This is a genomic window from Dactylosporangium sp. NPDC048998, assembly GCF_043197855.1.
In the GTDB taxonomy this organism is placed as follows: Bacteria; Actinomycetota; Actinomycetes; order Mycobacteriales; family Micromonosporaceae; genus Dactylosporangium.
This window is the reverse complement of sequence record NZ_JBICTV010000014.1, coordinates 128,218-147,169: the sequence shown is the minus strand read 5'-3', so window position 1 is coordinate 147,169 and position 18,952 is coordinate 128,218. Positions and strand designations below refer to the sequence as shown.

The window sequence follows — 18,952 nt, the reverse complement described above, 5'->3', positions numbered from 1 at the left end:
GCTGACCCACAAGGGACCTCAGTATGACTTCGAGCACCATCCCTCCGGCCGCGGTCGCCGACCTCGGCGAGCCCGGCCGGAGGGCCCCCCGCAGACGCAGAGAAGGCAGGGACGGCAGAGAGGGCTTTGCCGCGCTGGCCTTCCTGTCCCCGTCGATCGTCACCTTCCTCGTGTTCGTCCTCGCCCCCACGGCGGGCGTGCTGTACCTGAGCTTCTACGACTGGACCTGCTCTCCGACGGCGAGTTCGTCGGGTTCGACAACTTCGACCGACTCGTCCACGACCACCGGCTGCTCGGGGTGTACGGCTCCACGACCTACATGGCGCTGGTCATCCTCGCGGTGAACGTGGTCGTCGGGCTGCTGCTCGCCGTGCTGCTCGAGACGCGCATGCCGCGCTGGCTGCGCGGGTTCTTCCGGCTGTCGTTCCTGTTCCCGTTCGTGGTGTCCGCCTCCGCGGTGGCGCTGATCTGGCGGTTCCTGCTCAACAAGGACCTCGGCCTGGTCAACTACCTGGTCGGGCTGGTCGGGGTCGGGCGCATCGACTGGCTCGGCTCGTCGGCGTTCGCGCCGGTGTCGGTGATCGTCGTGAACTCGTGGAAGACGATCGGGTTCTCGATCCTGGTGTACATCGCCGGCCTGCAGGCGATCCCGGACCAGCTCAAGGAGGCCGCGATCGTCGACGGCGCCAACGCCTGGACCCGGTTCTGGCGCATCACGTTCCCGATGCTCTCGCCGACGATCTTCTTCCTCGTCGTGATCAACACGATCAACTCGTTCCAGATCTTCGCCGAGCCGCGGGTGCTCACCCAGGGCGGGCCGGGCGACGCCAGCCGCACGATCGTGGAGTACCTCTACGACCGGGCGTTCGGCGACTTCGACCTCGGCTACGCCTCCGCCATCGGCATCACGTTCACGCTGGTGCTCATCGTGCTCACCGCGATCCAGTTCCGGCTCTCGCGCAGATGGACCTTCTACGAATGAGCCGACACGAGCCAAGAACGAACCGACACGAGCCAAGAACGAGCCGCCTCATCGCCCGCATCGCCACCTTCGCGATCCTCGCCGTCGCCGCGTTCGCCATCACCGCGCCGTTCCTGTGGATCTTCCGCGGCGCGTTCTCCGCCTCCGACGCCGAGCTGTACCGGCTCCCGCCGACGTTCGACCCGGACAACCTGACGGCCGGGAACTTCGGCAAGGTCACCGACCAGGTGCCGTACTTCCGCTTCTTCCTCAACTCGATCATCGTGTCGACGACGATCACGGTCGCGCAGCTCATCACCTGCTCGACCGCCGGCTACGCGTTCGCCCGGTTGCGCTTCCGCGGCAAGGGCGTGCTCTTCGCCGTCGTCATCGGCTCGCTGATGATCCCGATCCAGGTGACGATCGTCCCGCTGTTCCTGGTCATGTCGAAGCTGAACCTGACCAACACGCTGTGGGCGCTGATCCTGCCGGGCATCTTCAGCGCGTTCGGGATCTTCCTGCTGCGCCAGCACTTCCTGGCGCTGCCGCTGGAGCTGGAGGAGGCGGCGCGGCTGGACGGCGCCGGTCACTTCCGCACGTTCGCCCGCGTGATCCTGCCGCTGTCCGGCCCGTCGATCGCGACGCTGGGCATCCTGTGCTTCACGTACTGGTGGAACGACCTGCTGCTGCCGCTGGTCATGATCAGCGACACCGAGCGGCAGACGCTGCCGGTGGGCCTGGTGCTGCTGGCCGGGCGGTTCTCCACCGGCTCGCTGGGCACCATCGCGGCCGGCATCGCGATGGCGATCGTCCCGGTCCTCGTCGTGTTCGTCGTCGCCCAGCGCTACATCGTGCAGTCCATCGCATCGAGCGGATTGAAGCTGTAAATGCAGAACACCACACTGCCCTGGCTGGCCTGGTCCGGCGCCTCCGCCGCCTGGCACGAGCTGCCCCGCGTCCTCGTCGCGGGCGCCGTCGCCGCCGCGGCGGCGGCGCCCATGGCCGCCGCCCTGCTCACCGGCGCGCCCGGGTGGATCGCCGCCGCGGCGGCCCTGCCGGCGGCGCTGGCCCTGACCGGGCTGGCCCCGCTCGCCGCCGCGGCCGCCCGCGGCGAGCCCGCGCGCCTGGCGCTGCTGCTGCGCGCCGACCCGGTGCTCGCGCTGGCGCTGTCCACCGCCGGACTGGCCCTCGTCGCCCCCTGGGGCGCAGTGCCGGCCGCGGCGGTCCTGCTCGTCGGGCCGTACGCGCTGGCCTACGGTGCGGTGCGCGGGCGGCGCGGCCTGGCGGCGGTACGCGGCGGGGCCATCCTCGCCGCGTACCGTCCCGCCTGGACGCTCACCCTCGCCGCCCTCGCCGTGCTCGGCGGCTTCGCGGTGGCCGCCTCCGCCGGCGTCCTCGCCGTCGCGGTCGCGCCGCTGCTGCTCACCATCGCGGCCCGGCAGACCGCGGCGCTGCTGTCCGAGATCGACACCATCCAGAGCACTAGATGAACATCGATCCGGAACTGCTCGACGGCATCGCGGGCACGCTCACCCCGCACCTGCCCGACGGCCCGCTCGACGTCGCCACGGTCCGCGCCGTCGACGAGCGGCGGCACGAGGAGGCCCCGCCCCCGCCGCCCGCGTCCCCGCCCGAGGTGCTGCGCACCGACGACGGCATCGAGCTGCGGGTGCACGGCACCGGCGGCGCGTGCGTGCTGTGGATCCACGGCGGCGGCATGTACCTCGGCAACGCCCGCCGCGAGGACGCCTTCTGCTGCGACCTCGCGGCCGAGCTCGGCGCGGCCGTCGTCGCGGTGGACTACCGGCTGGCACCCGAGCACCCGCACCCGGCCCCACTGCACGACTGCCGCTCCGCGCTGGCCTGGTGCGCCGCCCGCTACGAGCGGGTCGTCGTCGCCGGCGCCAGCGCGGGCGGCGGCCTCGCCGCGGCCCTGTGCCTGCTCACCCGCGACCTTCCCCACGACGCGGGCGGCCCCGCGATCGCCGCCGCGCACCTGTACTACCCGATGCTCGACGACCGCCACGAGACGCCGAGCTCCCGCGAGCTGGCCGACGCGCCCGTGTGGAACCGGCGCCTGGCCGACGTTGGCTGGGCGGCGTACCTCGGCGGCCGGCCCGCCGACGGGCTCGCCGCCCCGGCCCGGGCCACGGACCTGCGCGGGCTGCCGCCCACGTACGTCGACACCGGCGAGTCCGACATGTTCCGCGACGAGGACGCCGACTACGCGCGGCGGCTCGCGGCGGCCGGCGTGCCGACGTACTTCGAGCTGGTGCCGGGGGCGGTCCACGCGTTCGAGGCGATCGCCCCGGACGCCGCGATCAGCCGCACCACCCGCGCCCGGCGGATCGACGCGTTGCGGCGCTCGCTACGCGAGGACTTCCGCACGTGGTGACGATCTACGAGGTGGCCGCCCGGGCGGGCGTCTCCCCCGCCACCGTCAGCCGGGTCATGAACGGCGCGAAGGTGTCGGCGGAGTCGGAACGGCTCGTGCGGGCGGCCGCCGCGGAGCTCGCGTTCACCCCGAACCGCACCGCCCGCCGGCTGCGCGGCCAGCGCTCGGCGGTCATCGGGCTGATCATCCCGGACATCGAGAACCCGTTCTTCACGGCACTGGCCCGCGGCGTGGAGAACCGGGCCCGGGCCGCCGGCTACTCGGTCGTGCTGTGCAACACCGACGAGGACCCGGCCCGGGAGGCGACGTACATCGACATCGCCCTGGCCGAGCACATGGCCGGCGTCATCCTGGCCCCCGCCGACGACGCCAGCGACGTGAGCCGGCTGGTCGCGCACCGCCGGCCGGTCGTCGCCGTCGACCGCAGCCTCGCCCGCGCCGACGTGGACGCGGTGACCGTCGACAACCGGGCCGGCGGCCGCTCCGCCGCGGAATCGCTGTTCGCCGCCGGGTTCACCCGGGTCGCCTGCATCACCGGCCCCAGCTCGGTGGAGACCGCCCAGCTGCGCATGGCCGGCTGGCGGCAGGCGGCGAGCCGCCACGCCACCGGCCGGGCGGACGCGGCCGGCACGAAGAGCGCGAAGGGCACGAGCGGCGCCAAGGGCTCCGACGGCGACCTCGACGAGCTGCTGCGCTACGCCGACTACCGGGTCGACGGCGGCCGGGCGGCGATGGCCGACCTGCTGGCCCTGCCGCGGCCGCCGGACGCCGCCGTCGTGGCCAACAACCTCATGGCCGCCGGCGCCCTCGACGCCCTGCACGACGCCGGGCTCGCCCCGCCGGGCTTCGGCCTGGCCGTCTTCGGCGACCTGCCGTTCGCCTCGTTCGGCCGGCGCGGCATCCGCGTCGTCGACCTGCCCGCCCGCGAGCTCGGCGAGGCCGCGGCCGCGCTGCTGCTGGAGCGCATCGGCGGCGACGACGGGCCGGCCCGCACGGTCGTGCTCCGCACCCGCGACCACAGCACCCGGGAGCAGCGATGACCCTCTTCTTCGGCGTCGACGTCGGCACCTCCAGCACCAAGGCCGTCCTCGTGGACGCGGACGGCCGGGTGCTGCGCTCGGCGACCCGCGAGCACGCCGTGTCCCGCCCGCACCCCGGCCACGTCGAGATGGACGGCGAGGTGTGGTGGGACGAGTTCGTGTCCCTGGCCGGCGAGCTCACCGAGGGCGTCGAGGTCGCCGCCGTCGGGGTCAGCGGCATGGGCCCGTGCGTGCTGCTCACCGACGCCGGGGGCACCCCGCTGCGCCCCGCGGTCCTCTACGGCGTCGACACCCGCGCCACCGCCCAGATCGAGGCGCTGACCGAGCGGCTCGGCGGCGCCGCGGCGATCCTCGAGCGCTGCGGGTCGGTGCTGTCCTCGCAGGCGGTCGGGCCGAAGCTGGCCTGGCTCGCCGAGCACGAACCGGACGTGTTCGCGGCCGCACGCCGGCTGTTCATGCCCGCGTCGTGGCTGGCGTACCGGCTCACCGGCGCCTACACCCTGGACTTCCACTCGGCGAGCCAGTGCACGCCGCTGTTCGACACGCACGCCCTGCGGTGGTACGGCGAGTGGGCGGACCTGATCGCGCCCGCCCTCGAGCTGCCGCCGCTGGCCTGGCCCGCCGACCCGGCCGGCGTGACCCACCGGCGCATCGCGGGCATCCCGGCCGGCACCCCGGTGATCACCGGCACGATCGACGCCTGGACCGAGGCCGTCAGCGTCGACGCGCAGAACCCCGGCGACCTCATGCTGATGTACGGCACGACGATGTTCCTCATCGCCACCGTCGACCGGCCGTTCGACGACGTCGTCACCAGCCCGGCGATGTGGGGCACGGTCGGGGCCTACCCGGGCACCCGCAACCTGGCCGGCGGCATGGCCACGTCCGGCGCGGTGACGGCGTGGCTGCGCGAGCTCACCGGCGCGGACTACCCCACGCTGCTGGCGGAGGCGGAGGCTTCGGGTGCGGGGGCACGCGGGCTGCTGATGCTGCCGTACCTCGCCGGGGAGCGCACCCCGCTGATGGACCCCGACGCCCGCGGCGTGCTCGCCGGCCTGACGCTCGGGCACACCCGCGGCGACCTCTACCGGGCGGCGCTGGAGGCCACCGCGCTGGGCGTGCGGCACAACGTCGAGGCGCTGCGCGAGGCCGGCGCCCCGATCCGGCGGGTCGTCGCGGTCGGCGGCGGCACCCAGGGCGGGCTGTGGACCCGCATCGTCAGCGACGTGACCGGCCTGGCCCAGGTCGTGCCGGCGGTGACGATCGGCGCGGCCTACGGCGCCGCCTACCTCGCCGCCCGCGCGGCCGGCACGGACGGGGCCGAGCCGGTGCCGATCGCCGCCTGGAACCCGCCCGCCGAGACCGTCGCGCCCAACCCGGCGACCCGCGCCGGCTACGACGAGCTCTACGCGCTCTACCGCGGCCTCTACCCGGCCACCCGCACCATCGCCCACACGCTCGCGGCCCGCCAGCGGCTGCTCGCGTGACGTCTCCCGGAGGACCCCATTGAGCACCTACACCCTCCCCGCCGCCCCGTCCCGCCCGGCCGCGGAGCCGCGCACCGCGTACCTCGTCGCCAGCGGAGACCTGCGCCCCGCCGCGAACCGGGCCGGGTGGCCCACCCAGGAGCGGATGGAGGCCGCCGTCGCCGCCGCGTTCGCCGAGCTGGGCTGGGCGGTGCGCCGGGCGCACCCGTTCGACCCCGAGGCCGGGCACGGGTTCATCTCCAGCCAGCGGATGGGGCTGGAGGTGTTCAAGTCGATCCCGCCGGACGCGCCGCTGATCGTCGCCGAGGCGGTGTGGCAGTACAGCCATCACGTGCTCGCCGGGCTGCGCACCCACCGCGGGCCGATCCTCACGGTCGCCAACTTCGCCGGCGACTGGCCGGGCCTGGTCGGCCTGCTCGGCGTGAACGCCGGTATGGCGAAGATGGGGGTGGCGTACTCCACGATCTGGTCCGTCGACTTCACCGACGAGTGGTTCAAGGCCGGCATCCGCGGCTGGGTGGAGACCGGCACGATCGCCCACGACGCGTCCCACGTGCGCGACCTGGCTGCGGTGTTTCCCGGGGACCTGCCGGACAACGCCGAGACCGCGCTCGGCCGGGCCCTCGCCGCGCAGCTGCTCGCCGACAAGGCGATCATCGGCGTGTTCGACGAGGGGTGCATGGGGATGTACAACGCCGTCATCGACGACGAGCTGCTCAACCCGATCGGCATCTACAAGGAGCGGCTGTCGCAGAGCGCGCTGTGGGCCGAGATGCAGCGCGTCCCGGACGCGGAGGCCGACGCCGTCGGCGCGTGGCTGGCGGCGAAGGGCATGACGTTCCGCCTGGGCACCGACGAGGCGACCGAGCTCACCGAGGCGCAGCTGCGCTGGCAGTACAAGATGTACATCGCCGCGCTGCGCATCAGCGACGACTTCGGCCTCGACGCCGCCGGCATCCAGTACCAGCAGGGGCTCAAGGACATCTGCCCGGCCTCCGATCTGGCCGAGGGCCTGCTCAACAACGCCGACCGCCCGCCGGTCACGTCCCGCGACGGGTCCCGGGTGCTGTGGGAGGGCCGGCCGCTGCCGCACTTCAACGAGGCCGACGAGGGCGTGGCCGTCGACGCGCTGGTGACCAACCGGATCTGGACCGCGATGGGCCTCGACCCGGCCACCACCCTGCACGACGTGCGCTGGGGCGAGGAGTTCGACGGCGAGTTCGTCTGGGTCTGGGAGATCTCCGGCTCGGTGCCGCCGTCGCACTTCGCCACCGGCTACGCCGAGGCGGTCGGCTGGCGGCAGGACCCGGTGTACTTCCCGCTCGGCGGCTCGACGATCAAGGGCATCTGCAAGCCGGGCGAGGTGGTGTGGAGCCGGGTGTTCGTGCAGGGCGGGGAGCTGCACGCCGACCTGGGCCGGGCCACCGCGGTGTCGCTGCCCGAGGAGGAGTCGGATCGCCGTTCGAAGGCGACCACCCCGGCGTGGCCGATCATGCACGCGGTCCTGCACGGCGTGTCCCGCGACCAGTTCATGGCCCGGCACAAGGCCAACCACCTCAACGTCGCCTACGCCCCGGACGCCGCGACCGCGGACAAGGCGCTGCTGGTGAAGGCGGCGCTGTTCGCGTCGGTCGGGGTGCGGGTCCACCTGTGCGGGGACGTCAACCTGCCGAGCTGAACAGGTCGGCGATCTCGCGCATGCGCGGGTCCTCGACGAGCTCCTCGAGCGGGATCGGGAGCGGGATCCGCCAGTTCGGGTACTGCCCGGTGGTGCCGGGCAGGTTCGGCTGGCGGGTCTCGCCGAGCACGTCGTACGGGGAGGCGAGCAGGACCCGGCACGGGGTGCGGGCCAGCAGCCGGTGCATGGCGAGCACGATGTCCTCGTCGGTGCTGTCCGGGCCGGTGAGCCCCTCGGCGTCGAGGAGATCGAGCAGGGCGGCGCGTTCCCGGCCGGCCGCCACCCACTCGTCGCGCGGGTCGCGGCCGAGCACCCCGGCCTCCGCGCGGGCCAGCACGTGCTCGCCGGTGAGGAAGCCGGTCGCGGTCGGCAGGTCGTGGGTGGAGATGCTCGCCATCGCGTGCTCCGGCCACCGCTCGGGCGCCAGGAACGCGCCGTCGTCGTCGCGGGTGAACCACAGCACCGCGGAGCCGAGGATGTTGCGCTCCTGCAGGGTCCGGGTCACGACCGGCTCGACGGTGCCGAGGTCCTCGCCGACGACGACGGCGCCGGCCCGGGCCGCCTCCTCGACCAGCACGCCGAGCATGGCGGCGCTGTCGTAGTGCACGTAGGCGCCCTCGGCGGCGCCGCGGCCGGGCGGGATCCACCACAGCCGCCACAGCCCGGCCACGTGGTCGACGCGCAGCCCGCCCGCGTGGGCGAGGACGCCGCGCAGCAGGTCGCGGTAGGCGGCGTACCCGGTGGCGGCGAGCCGGTCGGGCCGCCAGGTCGCCAGCCCCCAGTCCTGGCCCTGCTGGTTGAACGCGTCCGGCGGCGCGCCGACCCGGGCGCCCTGCGCGATGACGTCCTGCAGCGTCCACGCGTCGGCGCCGCCGGGATCGATCCCGACGGCGAGGTCGTGCATGATCCCGACCGCCATCCCGGCCGCCGCGGCGTTGGCCGCCTCGAGCTGCTCGGCGCAGCGCCGCTGCAGCCACACGTGGAACGCGACCCGCGCCGGGTCCGCCGCGCCGTAGGCGGCGGGCCCCGGCCGGCGCAGCTCCTGCGGCCACTGCCGCCAGTCGACGCCGTGCACCTCGGCGAGCGCGGTGTAGGTGGCGAAGTCCCGCAGCGCGGGCTCGGCGCCGGCCGGTTCCGGACCGTCGGCGTAGAGCAGCTCCAGCGCGGCCCGCTTGGCCCGCCACGCCCCGTCGTAGTCGACGAGGTCCCCGGTGGGCGGGCGCAGCTTGTCCACCCGCTCCCGCAGCGCCGGGTCCGCCGACCGATATTCCGGCAGGTCCTCGACGCGCAGGTAGAGCGGGTTGACGAACCGGCGCGAAGACGGCGAGTAGGGCGAGGCCGGCATCGGGTCGACGGGCGCCACCGCGTGCAGCGGGTTGACCAGCACCGCCCCGGCGCCGGTGGACGCGGCCCAGCGGGCGAACCCGGCCAGGTCGGCGAAGTCGCCGACGCCCCAGGAGCCGGCGGAGCGCACGCCGTACAGCTGGATCATCCACCCCCAGGTCCGCGGCACCTCCGGCAGCGGGACCGGCGGCTCGGGGGCCGGGGTTTCGACAACACGGGGCTCGAGCAGGGCGACCACGGCCCGCACGACGTCCGGGTCGATGTCCACGCGCCGGTGGCCGGCGGTTTCGTACCAGGTGGCCACGCCGCGCGCGGCGGCCTCTTCGGTCAGTACGGGGTCAGCTGGCGACACGTGGCGCTCATACCCCGCCGACGCGGTCGCGAAGCACGAGGCTCGGCACCGCCTCCGCGCCGATGAGCTGCAGGGCCTGGCGCACGCCCCGCGGGCAGTACGCGAGGGTGACATGCCGGCCGAAGCACTCCGTCCCCAGCTCACGCCCCGTTCCCGCCTGCGGCACCCCATCACCCTACGACGGGAGAACGAGCGACTCACGTCTCGGATGCGGCCCGGCGCTACTCAACCGCCCGGCGTGTCACTACCTAAGCGCGGACCCCGTCGCCTGCGGCTACAGCCTCGGCGCGTCGTCGGATTCGTCGGCCGCTTCGTCGACCAGGCCCGCCGGTCCGACGATGAGCGGGTCCGGGGTGCCGACGAGACCGAAGTCCTTGTTGTCGTAGTCGAAGCGGCTCAGCACGTGGCGCATCGCCTCGAGCCGGCCGCGCTTCTTGTCGTTGCTCTTGACCACGGTCCACGGCGCGTCGGCCGTGTCGGTGTAGAAGAACATCGCCTCCTTGGCCTCGGTGTACTCGTCCCACTTGTCCAGCGAGGCGAGGTCCATCGGGGAGAGCTTCCACTGCCGGACCGGGTCGACCTGCCGGATGAGGAACCGGGTGTGCTGCTCGTTGCGCGACACCGAGAACCAGAACTTGACCAGCCGGATGCCGGAGCGGACCAGCATCCGCTCCAGCTCGGGGGCCTCGCGCATGAACTCGAGGTACTCGGAGCGGCTGCAGAAGCCCATCACCCGCTCCACGCCGGCCCGGTTGTACCAGGACCGGTCGAACAGGACGATCTCGCCGGCCGCCGGCAGGTGCTGGACGTAGCGCTGGAAGTACCACTGCGTCAGCTCGCGCTCGCTGGGCTTCTCCAGCGCGACGACCCGGGCGCCGCGCGGGTTGAGGTGCTCCATGAACCGCTTGATCGTGCCGCCCTTGCCGGCCGCGTCGCGCCCCTCGAACAGCACCACGAGCCGCTCGCCGCGCGCCTTGATCGTGTTCTGCAGCTTGAGCAGCTCGATCTGCAGCAGGCGCTTGGTGCGGTCGTACTCGGCGCGCGTCATCCGCTCGTCGTAGGGATAGTCCTCCCGCCACGTGTCGACCGGCCGCCCGTCCTTGCGCAGCAGCACCGGGTCGTCGTCATCGTCGTCCTCGACCAGGTAGTCGTCGAGCGAGAGTTCGGTCATGGTTGTTGTGGTACCCCAAGCCCCGGCGAATCACCACCGCCGGGGCTTGAACACTGCTGTACCGCTCGCTACTGGTATCCGCGGATCTCCTTGAACGCCGCCGGCAGGGAGCCGGTGCGCGCGTCGAACGACTTGCCGCCGGTCAGCTCGGCCACCTGCTGCATCTCCGCGACGTTGCCCTCGCCGAACAGGATCGTGAACACCGGCACCTTCGGCAGCTGCGGCAGCCGCGCCTGGAAGGCCTCGAGGTTCGCCCCGGCGGTCAGCTCGCCGTCGGTGAGCAGCACGATCGAGGTGAACCGGTCGGGGTCCTCCTTCGCCAGGGCCGCCGCCTGGTCGTAGGCGACGAACAGCGCGTCGTAGATCGCGGTGTCGCCGTTCGCGGCCAGGCCGCCGGCGTACGAGCGGATCTGCTCGAGCGTCGGCTGGAAGTCGCTCTCGGGCACGTCGAAGCGGCGGACCTGCCCGGGCTTGGTACTGAAGGGCACCATGAGCACCTGCTCGCGGCCGTTGAACCGGCTGAACTGCCCGGACAGGCTGGTGTCCGCGCCGGTGAGGCCGGTGAGCGCGTTCTTGAGGCCCTGGATCCGCTCGCCCTTCATCGAGCCGGACAGGTCGAGCACGTAGATGGTGCGCGCGGGCTTGCGCAGGTCGTCGCCGAACGCGCCGATGAGGGCGTTGGCCGCCTCGAGCCGGCCCGGGAACGGCAGCTCCGGCAGCGCGCCGCCCTTCGGCCCGAACTCGGTGGCGAGGGTCAGGTTCGGTACCGCCGGCCGCCGCCACGTCTTCGCCATGATCTGCCGCTGCACGCTCGGCCGGCGCAGGTAGTCGGCGACCGCGGCGTAGTTGGTCCTCGTCTGCTCGGACACCCCGGCCAGCAGGGTCAGCGGGTAGTCGGCGGTGACGACGCCGTCGGCGGGGTACACGACGGTCATCGGCTCGGGCAGCTTGCCCGAGGTGTTGAGCGACAGGATCACCGACTCGTAGTTGACCAGCCCGTCGACGGTGCGGTCCTGCGCCGCGGCGTTCTTGACGAACGCGTCGGCGAGCCAGCCGGACGAGCCGGCGGTGAGGTCCTGCCCGGCGAAGAAGGCCCGCAGCCGCGGCGTGAGCGGCGCGATCTGCTCGGCGGTGAGGGCGGCGCCGGTGCCGGCCATCGCCGCGGCGACGCCGACGAGCGCGGAGAAGCCGGAGTTGGAGCTGGCCGGGTTGGTCATGCCGTAGCTGAACTTGTGCTCGCCGGCTGCGACCGCGATCTCGCTCCAGGTGGGGCGGTGGTCGGTCCAGCCGAGCTTCGCCGCGACCGACTGGCGCAGGCCGAGCACGACCGGGGAGGTGGCGACCTTGGTCGCGGTGCCGATCTTGTCGCCGGCGGCGGGGTGTAGCTGCAGGTATCGGTTGCTGGCGAACCAGATGGCGTCGTACTGCTTGGCCGCGTTGCCGGACACGACGTTCTCCACGCCGTCGAGGGTGCCGGTGGCCTGCAGCTGCACGTCGACGCCGGTCGCCTGCCTCGCGTCGGCGAGGATGGGCTGCAGGTCGGCCAGTTCGCTGGAGGCGAGCACGCGCAGCGTGCCGGAGCCCTTCAGGAACGGCCCCTCGCTCTCGTCCGGCTTCGCGGTGCCGCTGGACCCATGGTCGGTGCACGCGCCGAGCAGGAGCGCCGCCGCGACGACGACCAGGAGGCCGGACCTCCTCATGACATTTTCTCCTCGAGCTTCGTCAGCAGGGTGTGCTGGGTCTGGTAGTCGGGGTCGGGCACGGCGCCGTCGATCGAGTCCGGCAGCGGCGCGTCGCCGGGGCGGACCTTGCCGAAGACCGGCGCGGTGAGGGTGGCGTCCGCGGTGCGGAAGCCGTGCTTGGCGGCGAGGCGCTGCAGGTCGTGGTCGGTGGCCAGCAGCTTCGCGAGCTCGACGCCGGCCTGGGTCAGCGGCACGATCGTGTGCTCGCACATGAGGGTCGGCGTGGGGTACACCAGCGTCTGCCCGCCGGCGAGCCCGTCGTTGACGGCGTGGTCGACGAACTGGGCCTCGTAGACGAGCACCATCGGCGCGTAGTCGCGGCCGCTGCGCAGGTAGCTCTCGAACGGCTCCTCGCTGGTGGTGTCGACCGCGCCCTGGTCGGTGAAGAGCTTGGCCACGGCGGCGAGGTCGCCCCCGGTGGCCCGGTTGAGCAGCACCGCGTACATCGCCGCGGAGTTGGAGTCCTGGGGCCTGGTGGTGGCGACGAGCACGTTCTGTGCGACGCGGTGGGCGGTGTTGCCCTGGACGTCGGTCCACTTGAGGTTGCGCCGGTTGGCCTCGGCGAGGGCCTTGAGGTCCAGCCGCCACACGCCGCCGGCGTCGCGGGCGGCCAGGTGCGCGTTCTGCAGCAGGTCGACGATCGGCACGAAGGTGGCGACCGCCAGCGGCGAGGAGAAGACCACGACGTCGTCGCCGGCCGGCCTGCTGTGCTGGCGGACCTCGTCCGCGGCGGCCCGGCTGCTGGGGAACGCGAAGTCGTAACCGGCTGTCCGGGTCGGCATCTGCCGGGAGCCGGCCGTGTCGGCGCGCACCGACCAGCCGTGCCGGGCGAGGACCTGGCGCACCTCGGGGTCGGCGAAGAACCGCGCCTTCTCGGAGCCGATGATCGCGCTGACCTGCCGGACGCCGCTCGCACCGGAGCCCGCGGAGCGGCCCAGCAGATGGCCGACGACCGCGCCGGCGACGACCAGGACGAGCACCAGGACGAGCAGTGGACCGGTCCGTTTCACGCCCCGATTCTGCGCCATCCGCGCAACTCCCGGCCGTCAATGCCCAGTTCACCCGCCGTTCACTGCGTCCACAATGGACGATCACGCCGACCCGGCGCCGCGGTCGTGCCGGACAGGTGGTCTGCCCGCGGCCGGCGACCGCCGGATTTCCGACGCCACCGACGCGTCCGTGTCGGCGGCGTCACCTTCGGTGTACCGATGTGCCGGATCCGCCCAGAATGGGCCATCTGATCGGCCGATCGTCCCCGCCGACCGGTGGACGACGCCCAGAATCCGTGCCGCTCGATGTCATACTTGCCCGCGGTCAGGCCCCTCCCCCCTCGGACCGCGGACGGTTGCAGCCATGGGCAAGCATCAGGCGGGCACACGCACGCTCGGCGCGCTGCTGCGCGGGCTGGTGCTCCTCCTCGCCGTCGGTCTCGTGGCCGGCGCCGGCTGGTACGTGCTGCACGACCGCGACAGCAGCGTCGAGGACGGCGCGGACTGCCCGACCACCCTGCACGTCATCACCGCGTCGTCGTTCACCAACGTCGTCTCCGCCGCCGGCCGCACGCTGCGGGCCGGCGAGGACTGCGTCCTGATCGACACCACCAGCGCCGACGGCCGGCCCGCCGCCGGGCAGCTCAGCCAGGTGACCGCCGACGTGTGGATCCCCGACGACGCGGCCTGGACCGCGCTGGCCCCGCCCGGGTTCCTCGTGCCGACCGACAAGGACACCGCCGAGCGGCGCGAGACCTCCGCCGGGCAGACCCTCGCGACCAGCCCGATCATCATGGTCACCGACCCGGCCACCGCCGAGAAGATCAAGACGGCCGGCAACGGCTGGCTCGCGCTGGCCAACCTGCTCGACACCAAGACTTCGGGCGTACGCCTGGTGGTGCGCGACCCGACGCTGTCCGGCGACGGCCTGGTCGCCGCCGGCGCCGTCGGCGAGGCGGTCTGGCTCGACAAGGGCATGGCTGCCTCCTCGCTGGCGCTCAACACCACCCTGGCGATGACCCGCACCGTCAACCACGAACTGGCCGCCACCCCGAACGAGGCCGGCGAGGTCGGCCTGGTGCCCGAGTACGCGCTGCTGCCGACCATGGATCTGGCCACCCCCGGCCGCAGCTACCTGACCGGCGCGGACCACACCGCGATCATGCGGTACACCTGGCTGCCCTCCGCCGCGGCGGCCCGCGACCCGAAGCGTGCCGCGGCCCTGAAGCGGCTCCTCGCCGCGTTCTCCACCACGGAGGTCCGCCAGGCCGTCACCGCGGCCGGCCTGCGCGGCCCGGGCCAGGTCCGGCCCCCGTTCGACGGCGCCGCCGCGCTGCCCGAGCCCACCGCCGAGCCGTTCGGCGTGCTCGCACCCCACCACGTGCAGCACGTCTTCACCACCTGGGACCCCGAGGAACGGCGCAGCAACCTGCTCATCATCGTCGACATCGCCGGCACGCCGGGCGGCTCCGGCAACGGCGACGGCGCGGGCCCGTCGGCCGGGGCGCGGCAGCAGCCGATCGACGTGCTCAAGGCCGGCTGCCGGGTGGTGGGCGACCTGATGCCGGTCGGCTCCCGGCTGGGCCTGTGGGAGATCAACCCCGGCCGGTCCGGCTATCGCATGCTGCTGCCGACCGACCGACTCGACGACACCTCCCGCGCCGCCTTCACCCGCTCGGTCAACGCGCTCAACGTGCACAAGGCCGGACCGGGCCTGCTCGACACGATCGTCGCCGGCTACCAGTCGGTCCGCGACGACTGGCACGACGACATGTTCAACCAGGTCTTCGTCCTCACCGACGACGCGAACAAGGACAGCGCCGACGCCCAGGCCGTCGACGACATGGTGCGGAAGCTCTCCGCGCTCAAGGACCCGCGACGGCCGGTCACGCTCAGCGTCATGGTGCTGGGCAAGAGAGACGCCGCGGGCAGGCTCAAGGCCGCGCTGCAGCAGTCGATGGTCGCGTACGTCGAGAACGCCGTCAGCGCCGACGACGTGCAGGCCGCGTTCATCCACGTGGTCGCCGGCGGCCTGCACGAATAGGCGGGTCGTGACCGGGGCGCCTACGCCGGCGTGGTCGGGGAGTCCAGCCAGGCGTTGATCAGGGCGGTGAAGTCGTGGCCGGTCTGGCGGTTGACGAACGCGATGAACGCCGCCCGGTCGCGGGCCGTGCCGGCGTTCGCGCTCGCCCAGGCCCGGCCCAGCGCGAAGAACCGCGCGTCGCCGAGCGCCTTGTGCAACTGGTGCAGCATCAGCGCCGGGCAGAGGTACACGTTGTTCTCCGCGAAGCTGTCCGCCCGCGGGTGCCCGGGCGGGCCGAGCCGGCCGCGCAGGTCGGCGTCGGCGGCCCGGGCGGCGCGCTCCCAGCGGTCCATGCCGCCGGTGACGCCCTGCTGGCGGTACAGCTCCTCGACGTAGCTGGCCCAGCCCTCGTTGAGCCACACGTCCTGCCAGGTCGACGGCCCGACCGCGTCGCCGAACCACTGGTGGGCGTACTCGTGCAGCAGCACGCTCGACGCCGAGCCGGCGTCCTGCAGCACGTCGCCGCCGACGGTGATCATCTGCTGCGTCTCCATCGCCGACTGTGACGGCACGACCACGACCCCGGTGCTCGGGAACGGGTACGGGCCGAAGCGCTCCTCCAGCCACCGCAGGTAGTCGGGCGAGCTGCGCAGCGTGTCGAGCCGGGTGTCGTCGGTGCCGGTGCGGGTCCACAGCGTGATCGGCAGCCCGTTCGGGCCGGTGAGCTCCGTCTTCGTGTAATGCCCGACGGCCAGCGTCGTCAGGTAGCTCGCCACCGGCACGGTGGAGGTGTAGCGGAACGTGTAGGCCCCGATCGCCGAACGCGAGCCGGCCTGCGGCGTGCCGCTCGCGATCGCCGACCAGCCGTCCGGCACGGTCACCGAGATGTCGTACAGCGCCTTGTCCGACGGCTGGTCGTTGGCCGGGTACCAGGTGGAGGCACCGTAGGGCTCCTGCATCGTCCAGAGTTCGCCGCCGGCGGTGACGGTCAGGCCGAGCGGCTCGATGTCGCCGCGGTGCGAGGGCATCGGCACGGTGGCGGGCGTGCCCTCGTAGCCGACGACCAGCGTGGCCACGGCCCCGGTCGGCAGCGCCCGGTCGACGACGAGGTCGCCGTCGACGATCCGGCCGGTGGCCGCGGTGCCGTCGACCGTCACGCTCCTGATGGTGTACGCCGGGGAGAAGTCCAGCCGTACCGACGGCACGGCGGTCACCACGCGTAACCGGATCGTCGCGGTGCCGGTCAGCGTCCTGGGCTGCGGCGCCCAGGCGAGCACGAGGCCGTAGTGCAGCACGTCGAGGGCGGGGTTGCCGTAGGTGGGGTAGACGGGGTCGGCGACCGGCGCGGAGCTGCCGTCGCGGTTGCCCTGGTACTGCATGGAGACGCCCGGCGCCGGCAACCGCCGGCCGTCGACCGGCCCCGAGCACCCGGCGAGCAGCACGACGGTCGCGGCTGCTGTCGCAAGGGCCCGGCGCACCGGCCCAAGGCTAGCCGCAGCCGAGGGCATCCCGGAGCGCCTCGAGGTTGGCGCGCATCACCGTGAAATACGTCTCCCCGTCCTCCACGCCCTCCAGCGGGTCGAGCACCGCGGCCTTCGCCCCGATCTCCTTCGCGACCGTCTCCGACAGCTTGGGGCTGACCAGCGACTCGAAGAAGATCGTGGTGACGCCGCGCTCGCGGGCCAGCCGCGCCACGTCGCGCACGCGCTGCGGCCCCGGCTCCTCGTCCGGGTTGAGGCCGGTCACCGGCACCTGGACCAGGTCGTACCGCGCGGTCAGGTAGCCGAACGCGGCGTGGCTCGTGACGACGTCGCGCCGCGCGCAGTGGGCGAGGCCCTGCGAGTACTCGGCGTCGAGCTCCCGCAGCCGCCCGCCCAGCGCTGCGGCCCGCGCCCGGATCGCGTCCGCGTCGGCGGGGTCGGCCGCCGCGAGCCGCCCGGCGAGCCGGTCCGCGATCGCCGCGAGGCGCACCGGGTCGAGCCACACATGCGGATCGGCGCCGCGCAGCGCATCCACCCCCGCCACGTCGAACGTCTTGTCGTGCGACTGCAGGTCGACCGCCTCGTCCACGGCCGGCTGGAACCCGCGCAGGTACACCACCAGGTCGGCGTCCTCGAGCCCGGCGAGCTGGCTGGGCCGCAGCTCGAGGTCGTGCGGCTCGGCCCCGGCCCGGGTGAGGTTCTCGACGGCGACGCGGTCCCCGCCGACCTGCTCGCTGATGAACTGCAGCGGATAGAACGCGGCGACGACCCGGACCCGCCCGTCGGCGGGCTGCACGGGCCCGGCGCACCCGGCCACGGCCAGCACCCCGGCCGCCAGCAGGACCGCCACTCTCCCACGCACGGCCGCAAGTCTCCCCGGTGATGACAATCATTGTCAAAAACGCATGAACGAGCGCGGCGCGTTACGCATGTCGAGACGCGCCGCGCCGCTACGACCGATGGGTGAGGCTGACCCGCGAGGAGGAGACAGACATTGCCGTGGTGCTGACCCGGGCGGGCGGGCCTACCTGACGGCGGCGGCGAGGTAGGCGTCGATCTCGGCCAGGATCGCCGCCTTGCGGGCGTCGTCGAGGAACGCGTAGCGCACCCCCTGGCGGGCCATCTCCGCGACCCCGGCGCGGTCCAGGCCCAGCAGCCGCGCCGCCACGACGTACTCCTCGTTCAGCGTGGTCGAGAACATCGGCGGGTCGTCGGAGTTGATCGTCACCGGCACGCCGGCGGCGACCAGCGCGGGCAGCGGGTGCTCGGTGAGCGACGGCACGGAGCGGGTGCACACGTTGGAGGTCGGGCACACCTCGAGCGCGATGTCGTGCTCACGCAGGTGCGCCATCAGCTCCGGGTCGCGCGCCGCGGCGATGCCGTGGCCGATGCGCTCCGCGCCGAGGTGGCGCAGCGCGTCCCAGATCGTCTCCGGACCGGTCGACTCGCCCGCGTGCGGGGCGCTGCGCAGCCCGGCGGCGCGCGCCGCGGCGAAGTGCGGCGCGAACCACTCCCGCGGCACGCCCGCCTCCGGGCCGCCGAGGCCGAAGCTGACCAGGCCGTCGGGGCGGTGCTTCAGCGCCGTCTCCAGGGTCACGTCCGCGGACGCCACGCCGGCCTCGCCCGGGATGTCGAAGCACCAGCGCAGCTCGGTGCCGTGGTCGCGGGCGACGCGGGCGCGGGCGTCCTCGACCGCCTCGCAGTACGCCTCGGCGGGGATGCCGCGGGCGATCGACGAGTACGGGGTGAGGGTCAGCTCGGCGTAGCGGACCGACTGGGCGGCGAGGCCGGCGCCGATGTCGTACGTCAGCGTCGCCACGTCCTCGGCGTCGCGGATCAGGTCGACGACCGACAGGTACACCTCGATGAAGTGCGCGAAGTCGGTGAACGTGAAGTACTCGGCCAGCAGCTGCGGGTCGGCCGGGACCGGCGTCGCGCCGGCGTGCCGTTCGGCGAGGCGGGCCACGGTCTGCGGCGTGGCCGAGCCCACGTGGTGCACGTGCAGCTCGACCTTCGGCAGGCCGGCCACGAAGTCGGTGAGATCGCTGGTGTCGGTGCGCATCGGTTCGCCCTCCGCGTCGTCGGAGGCGCCCTTCTTCCCGTGGGCGGCCCGAGCGTGGCGGATGAAGATCCGTCGCAGCGCCTCTCGGCCCGCGTTGCGCACCGTAACAAGCGCCGATGGCGGCCTCGCCACCGGGCCCCGTAGCGGATCGTCATCGACCGGCAACCCACGGGACACCAAAGACCGATCCCGTTCGATACGATCCCCGGGGCACATCGATGGTCACG

The 18,952-nt window shown here is 73.4% G+C and carries 16 protein-coding genes; 8 read left to right on the top strand and 8 right to left on the bottom strand.

All coding sequences use genetic code 11. The annotated features are described in order from the left end of the window. The first annotated feature begins 298 nt into the window (after positions 1-298). From ACGFI8_RS28675 to ACGFI8_RS28645, 7 genes are read left to right on the top strand one after another with little or no spacing between them, the layout of a single operon-like run. Complete coding sequence (locus ACGFI8_RS28675; protein WP_392809542.1) at positions 299-982, top strand: carbohydrate ABC transporter permease; 684 nt, start codon at positions 299-301, stop codon at positions 980-982. Next, positions 979-1,848, top strand: a complete 870-nt coding sequence (locus tag ACGFI8_RS28670) for a carbohydrate ABC transporter permease (RefSeq protein ID WP_392809540.1) — start codon at positions 979-981, stop codon at positions 1,846-1,848. Before ACGFI8_RS28675 ends, ACGFI8_RS28670 begins: the two co-directional genes overlap by 4 nt. Beyond that, entirely contained in the window at positions 1,849-2,451 is a 603-nt protein-coding gene (locus ACGFI8_RS28665) for a hypothetical protein (RefSeq protein WP_392809538.1), read from the top strand. Next, complete coding sequence (locus ACGFI8_RS28660; protein ID WP_392809536.1) at positions 2,448-3,356, top strand: alpha/beta hydrolase; 909 nt, start codon at positions 2,448-2,450, stop codon at positions 3,354-3,356. Before ACGFI8_RS28665 ends, ACGFI8_RS28660 begins: the two co-directional genes overlap by 4 nt. Further along, positions 3,350-4,396 (top strand): LacI family DNA-binding transcriptional regulator, encoded by a 1,047-nt coding sequence (locus ACGFI8_RS28655; protein WP_392809534.1) that lies wholly within the window; start codon positions 3,350-3,352, stop codon positions 4,394-4,396. Before ACGFI8_RS28660 ends, ACGFI8_RS28655 begins: the two co-directional genes overlap by 7 nt. Beyond that, the gene (locus tag ACGFI8_RS28650) at positions 4,393-5,883 is read left to right on the top strand and encodes an FGGY-family carbohydrate kinase (RefSeq protein WP_392809533.1); all 1,491 of its coding nucleotides are present in this window, start codon (positions 4,393-4,395) and stop codon (positions 5,881-5,883) included. Before ACGFI8_RS28655 ends, ACGFI8_RS28650 begins: the two co-directional genes overlap by 4 nt. A gap of 19 nt (positions 5,884-5,902) precedes the next feature. Then, the gene (locus ACGFI8_RS28645) at positions 5,903-7,561 is read left to right on the top strand and encodes a fucose isomerase (protein ID WP_392809531.1); all 1,659 of its coding nucleotides are present in this window, start codon (positions 5,903-5,905) and stop codon (positions 7,559-7,561) included. Here the strand turns inward: ACGFI8_RS28645 and malQ are convergent. From malQ to ACGFI8_RS28620, 5 genes are all read right to left on the bottom strand, one after another. Continuing rightward, positions 7,545-9,257 carry a 4-alpha-glucanotransferase gene (gene malQ, locus ACGFI8_RS28640; protein ID WP_392809530.1) on the bottom strand — a complete coding sequence of 571 codons (1,713 nt, stop codon included), beginning with the start codon at positions 9,255-9,257 and terminating at the stop codon, positions 7,545-7,547. The two genes, ACGFI8_RS28645 and malQ, sit on opposite strands and share 17 nt — an antisense overlap. A gap of 7 nt (positions 9,258-9,264) precedes the next feature. After that, on the bottom strand, positions 9,265-9,423 hold the full coding sequence (locus ACGFI8_RS28635; protein ID WP_392809529.1) for a hypothetical protein: 159 nt from the start codon (positions 9,421-9,423) through the stop codon (positions 9,265-9,267). Positions 9,424-9,531: 108 nt separating this feature from the next. Further along, on the bottom strand, positions 9,532-10,428 hold the full coding sequence (ppk2, locus tag ACGFI8_RS28630) for a polyphosphate kinase 2 (RefSeq protein WP_392809528.1): 897 nt from the start codon (positions 10,426-10,428) through the stop codon (positions 9,532-9,534). A gap of 68 nt (positions 10,429-10,496) precedes the next feature. Next, positions 10,497-12,128 (bottom strand): VWA domain-containing protein, encoded by a 1,632-nt coding sequence (locus tag ACGFI8_RS28625; protein WP_392809525.1) that lies wholly within the window; start codon positions 12,126-12,128, stop codon positions 10,497-10,499. Beyond that, positions 12,125-13,180 (bottom strand): hypothetical protein, encoded by a 1,056-nt coding sequence (locus ACGFI8_RS28620; RefSeq protein ID WP_392809523.1) that lies wholly within the window; start codon positions 13,178-13,180, stop codon positions 12,125-12,127. Before ACGFI8_RS28620 ends, ACGFI8_RS28625 begins: the two co-directional genes overlap by 4 nt. A gap of 343 nt (positions 13,181-13,523) precedes the next feature. On the opposite strand from ACGFI8_RS28620, the gene ACGFI8_RS28615 reads away from it, so the two are divergent. Beyond that, positions 13,524-15,203, top strand: a complete 1,680-nt coding sequence (locus ACGFI8_RS28615; RefSeq protein WP_392809521.1) for a substrate-binding domain-containing protein — start codon at positions 13,524-13,526, stop codon at positions 15,201-15,203. 20 nt (positions 15,204-15,223) lie between these two features. Here the strand turns inward: ACGFI8_RS28615 and ACGFI8_RS28610 are convergent, their stop codons facing one another. The 3 genes from ACGFI8_RS28610 to ACGFI8_RS28600 form a co-directional block, all read right to left on the bottom strand. Next, positions 15,224-16,660, bottom strand: coding sequence for a M1 family metallopeptidase (locus tag ACGFI8_RS28610; protein ID WP_392809519.1), 1,437 nt, complete (start codon positions 16,658-16,660; stop codon positions 15,224-15,226). A gap of 10 nt (positions 16,661-16,670) precedes the next feature. Beyond that, on the bottom strand, positions 16,671-17,525 hold the full coding sequence (locus ACGFI8_RS28605) for a metal ABC transporter substrate-binding protein (protein ID WP_392809516.1): 855 nt from the start codon (positions 17,523-17,525) through the stop codon (positions 16,671-16,673). Between the two features lie 162 nt (positions 17,526-17,687). Continuing rightward, the gene (locus tag ACGFI8_RS28600; protein WP_392809640.1) at positions 17,688-18,725 is read right to left on the bottom strand and encodes an adenosine deaminase; all 1,038 of its coding nucleotides are present in this window, start codon (positions 18,723-18,725) and stop codon (positions 17,688-17,690) included. Positions 18,726-18,952: the final 227 nt, after the last annotated feature.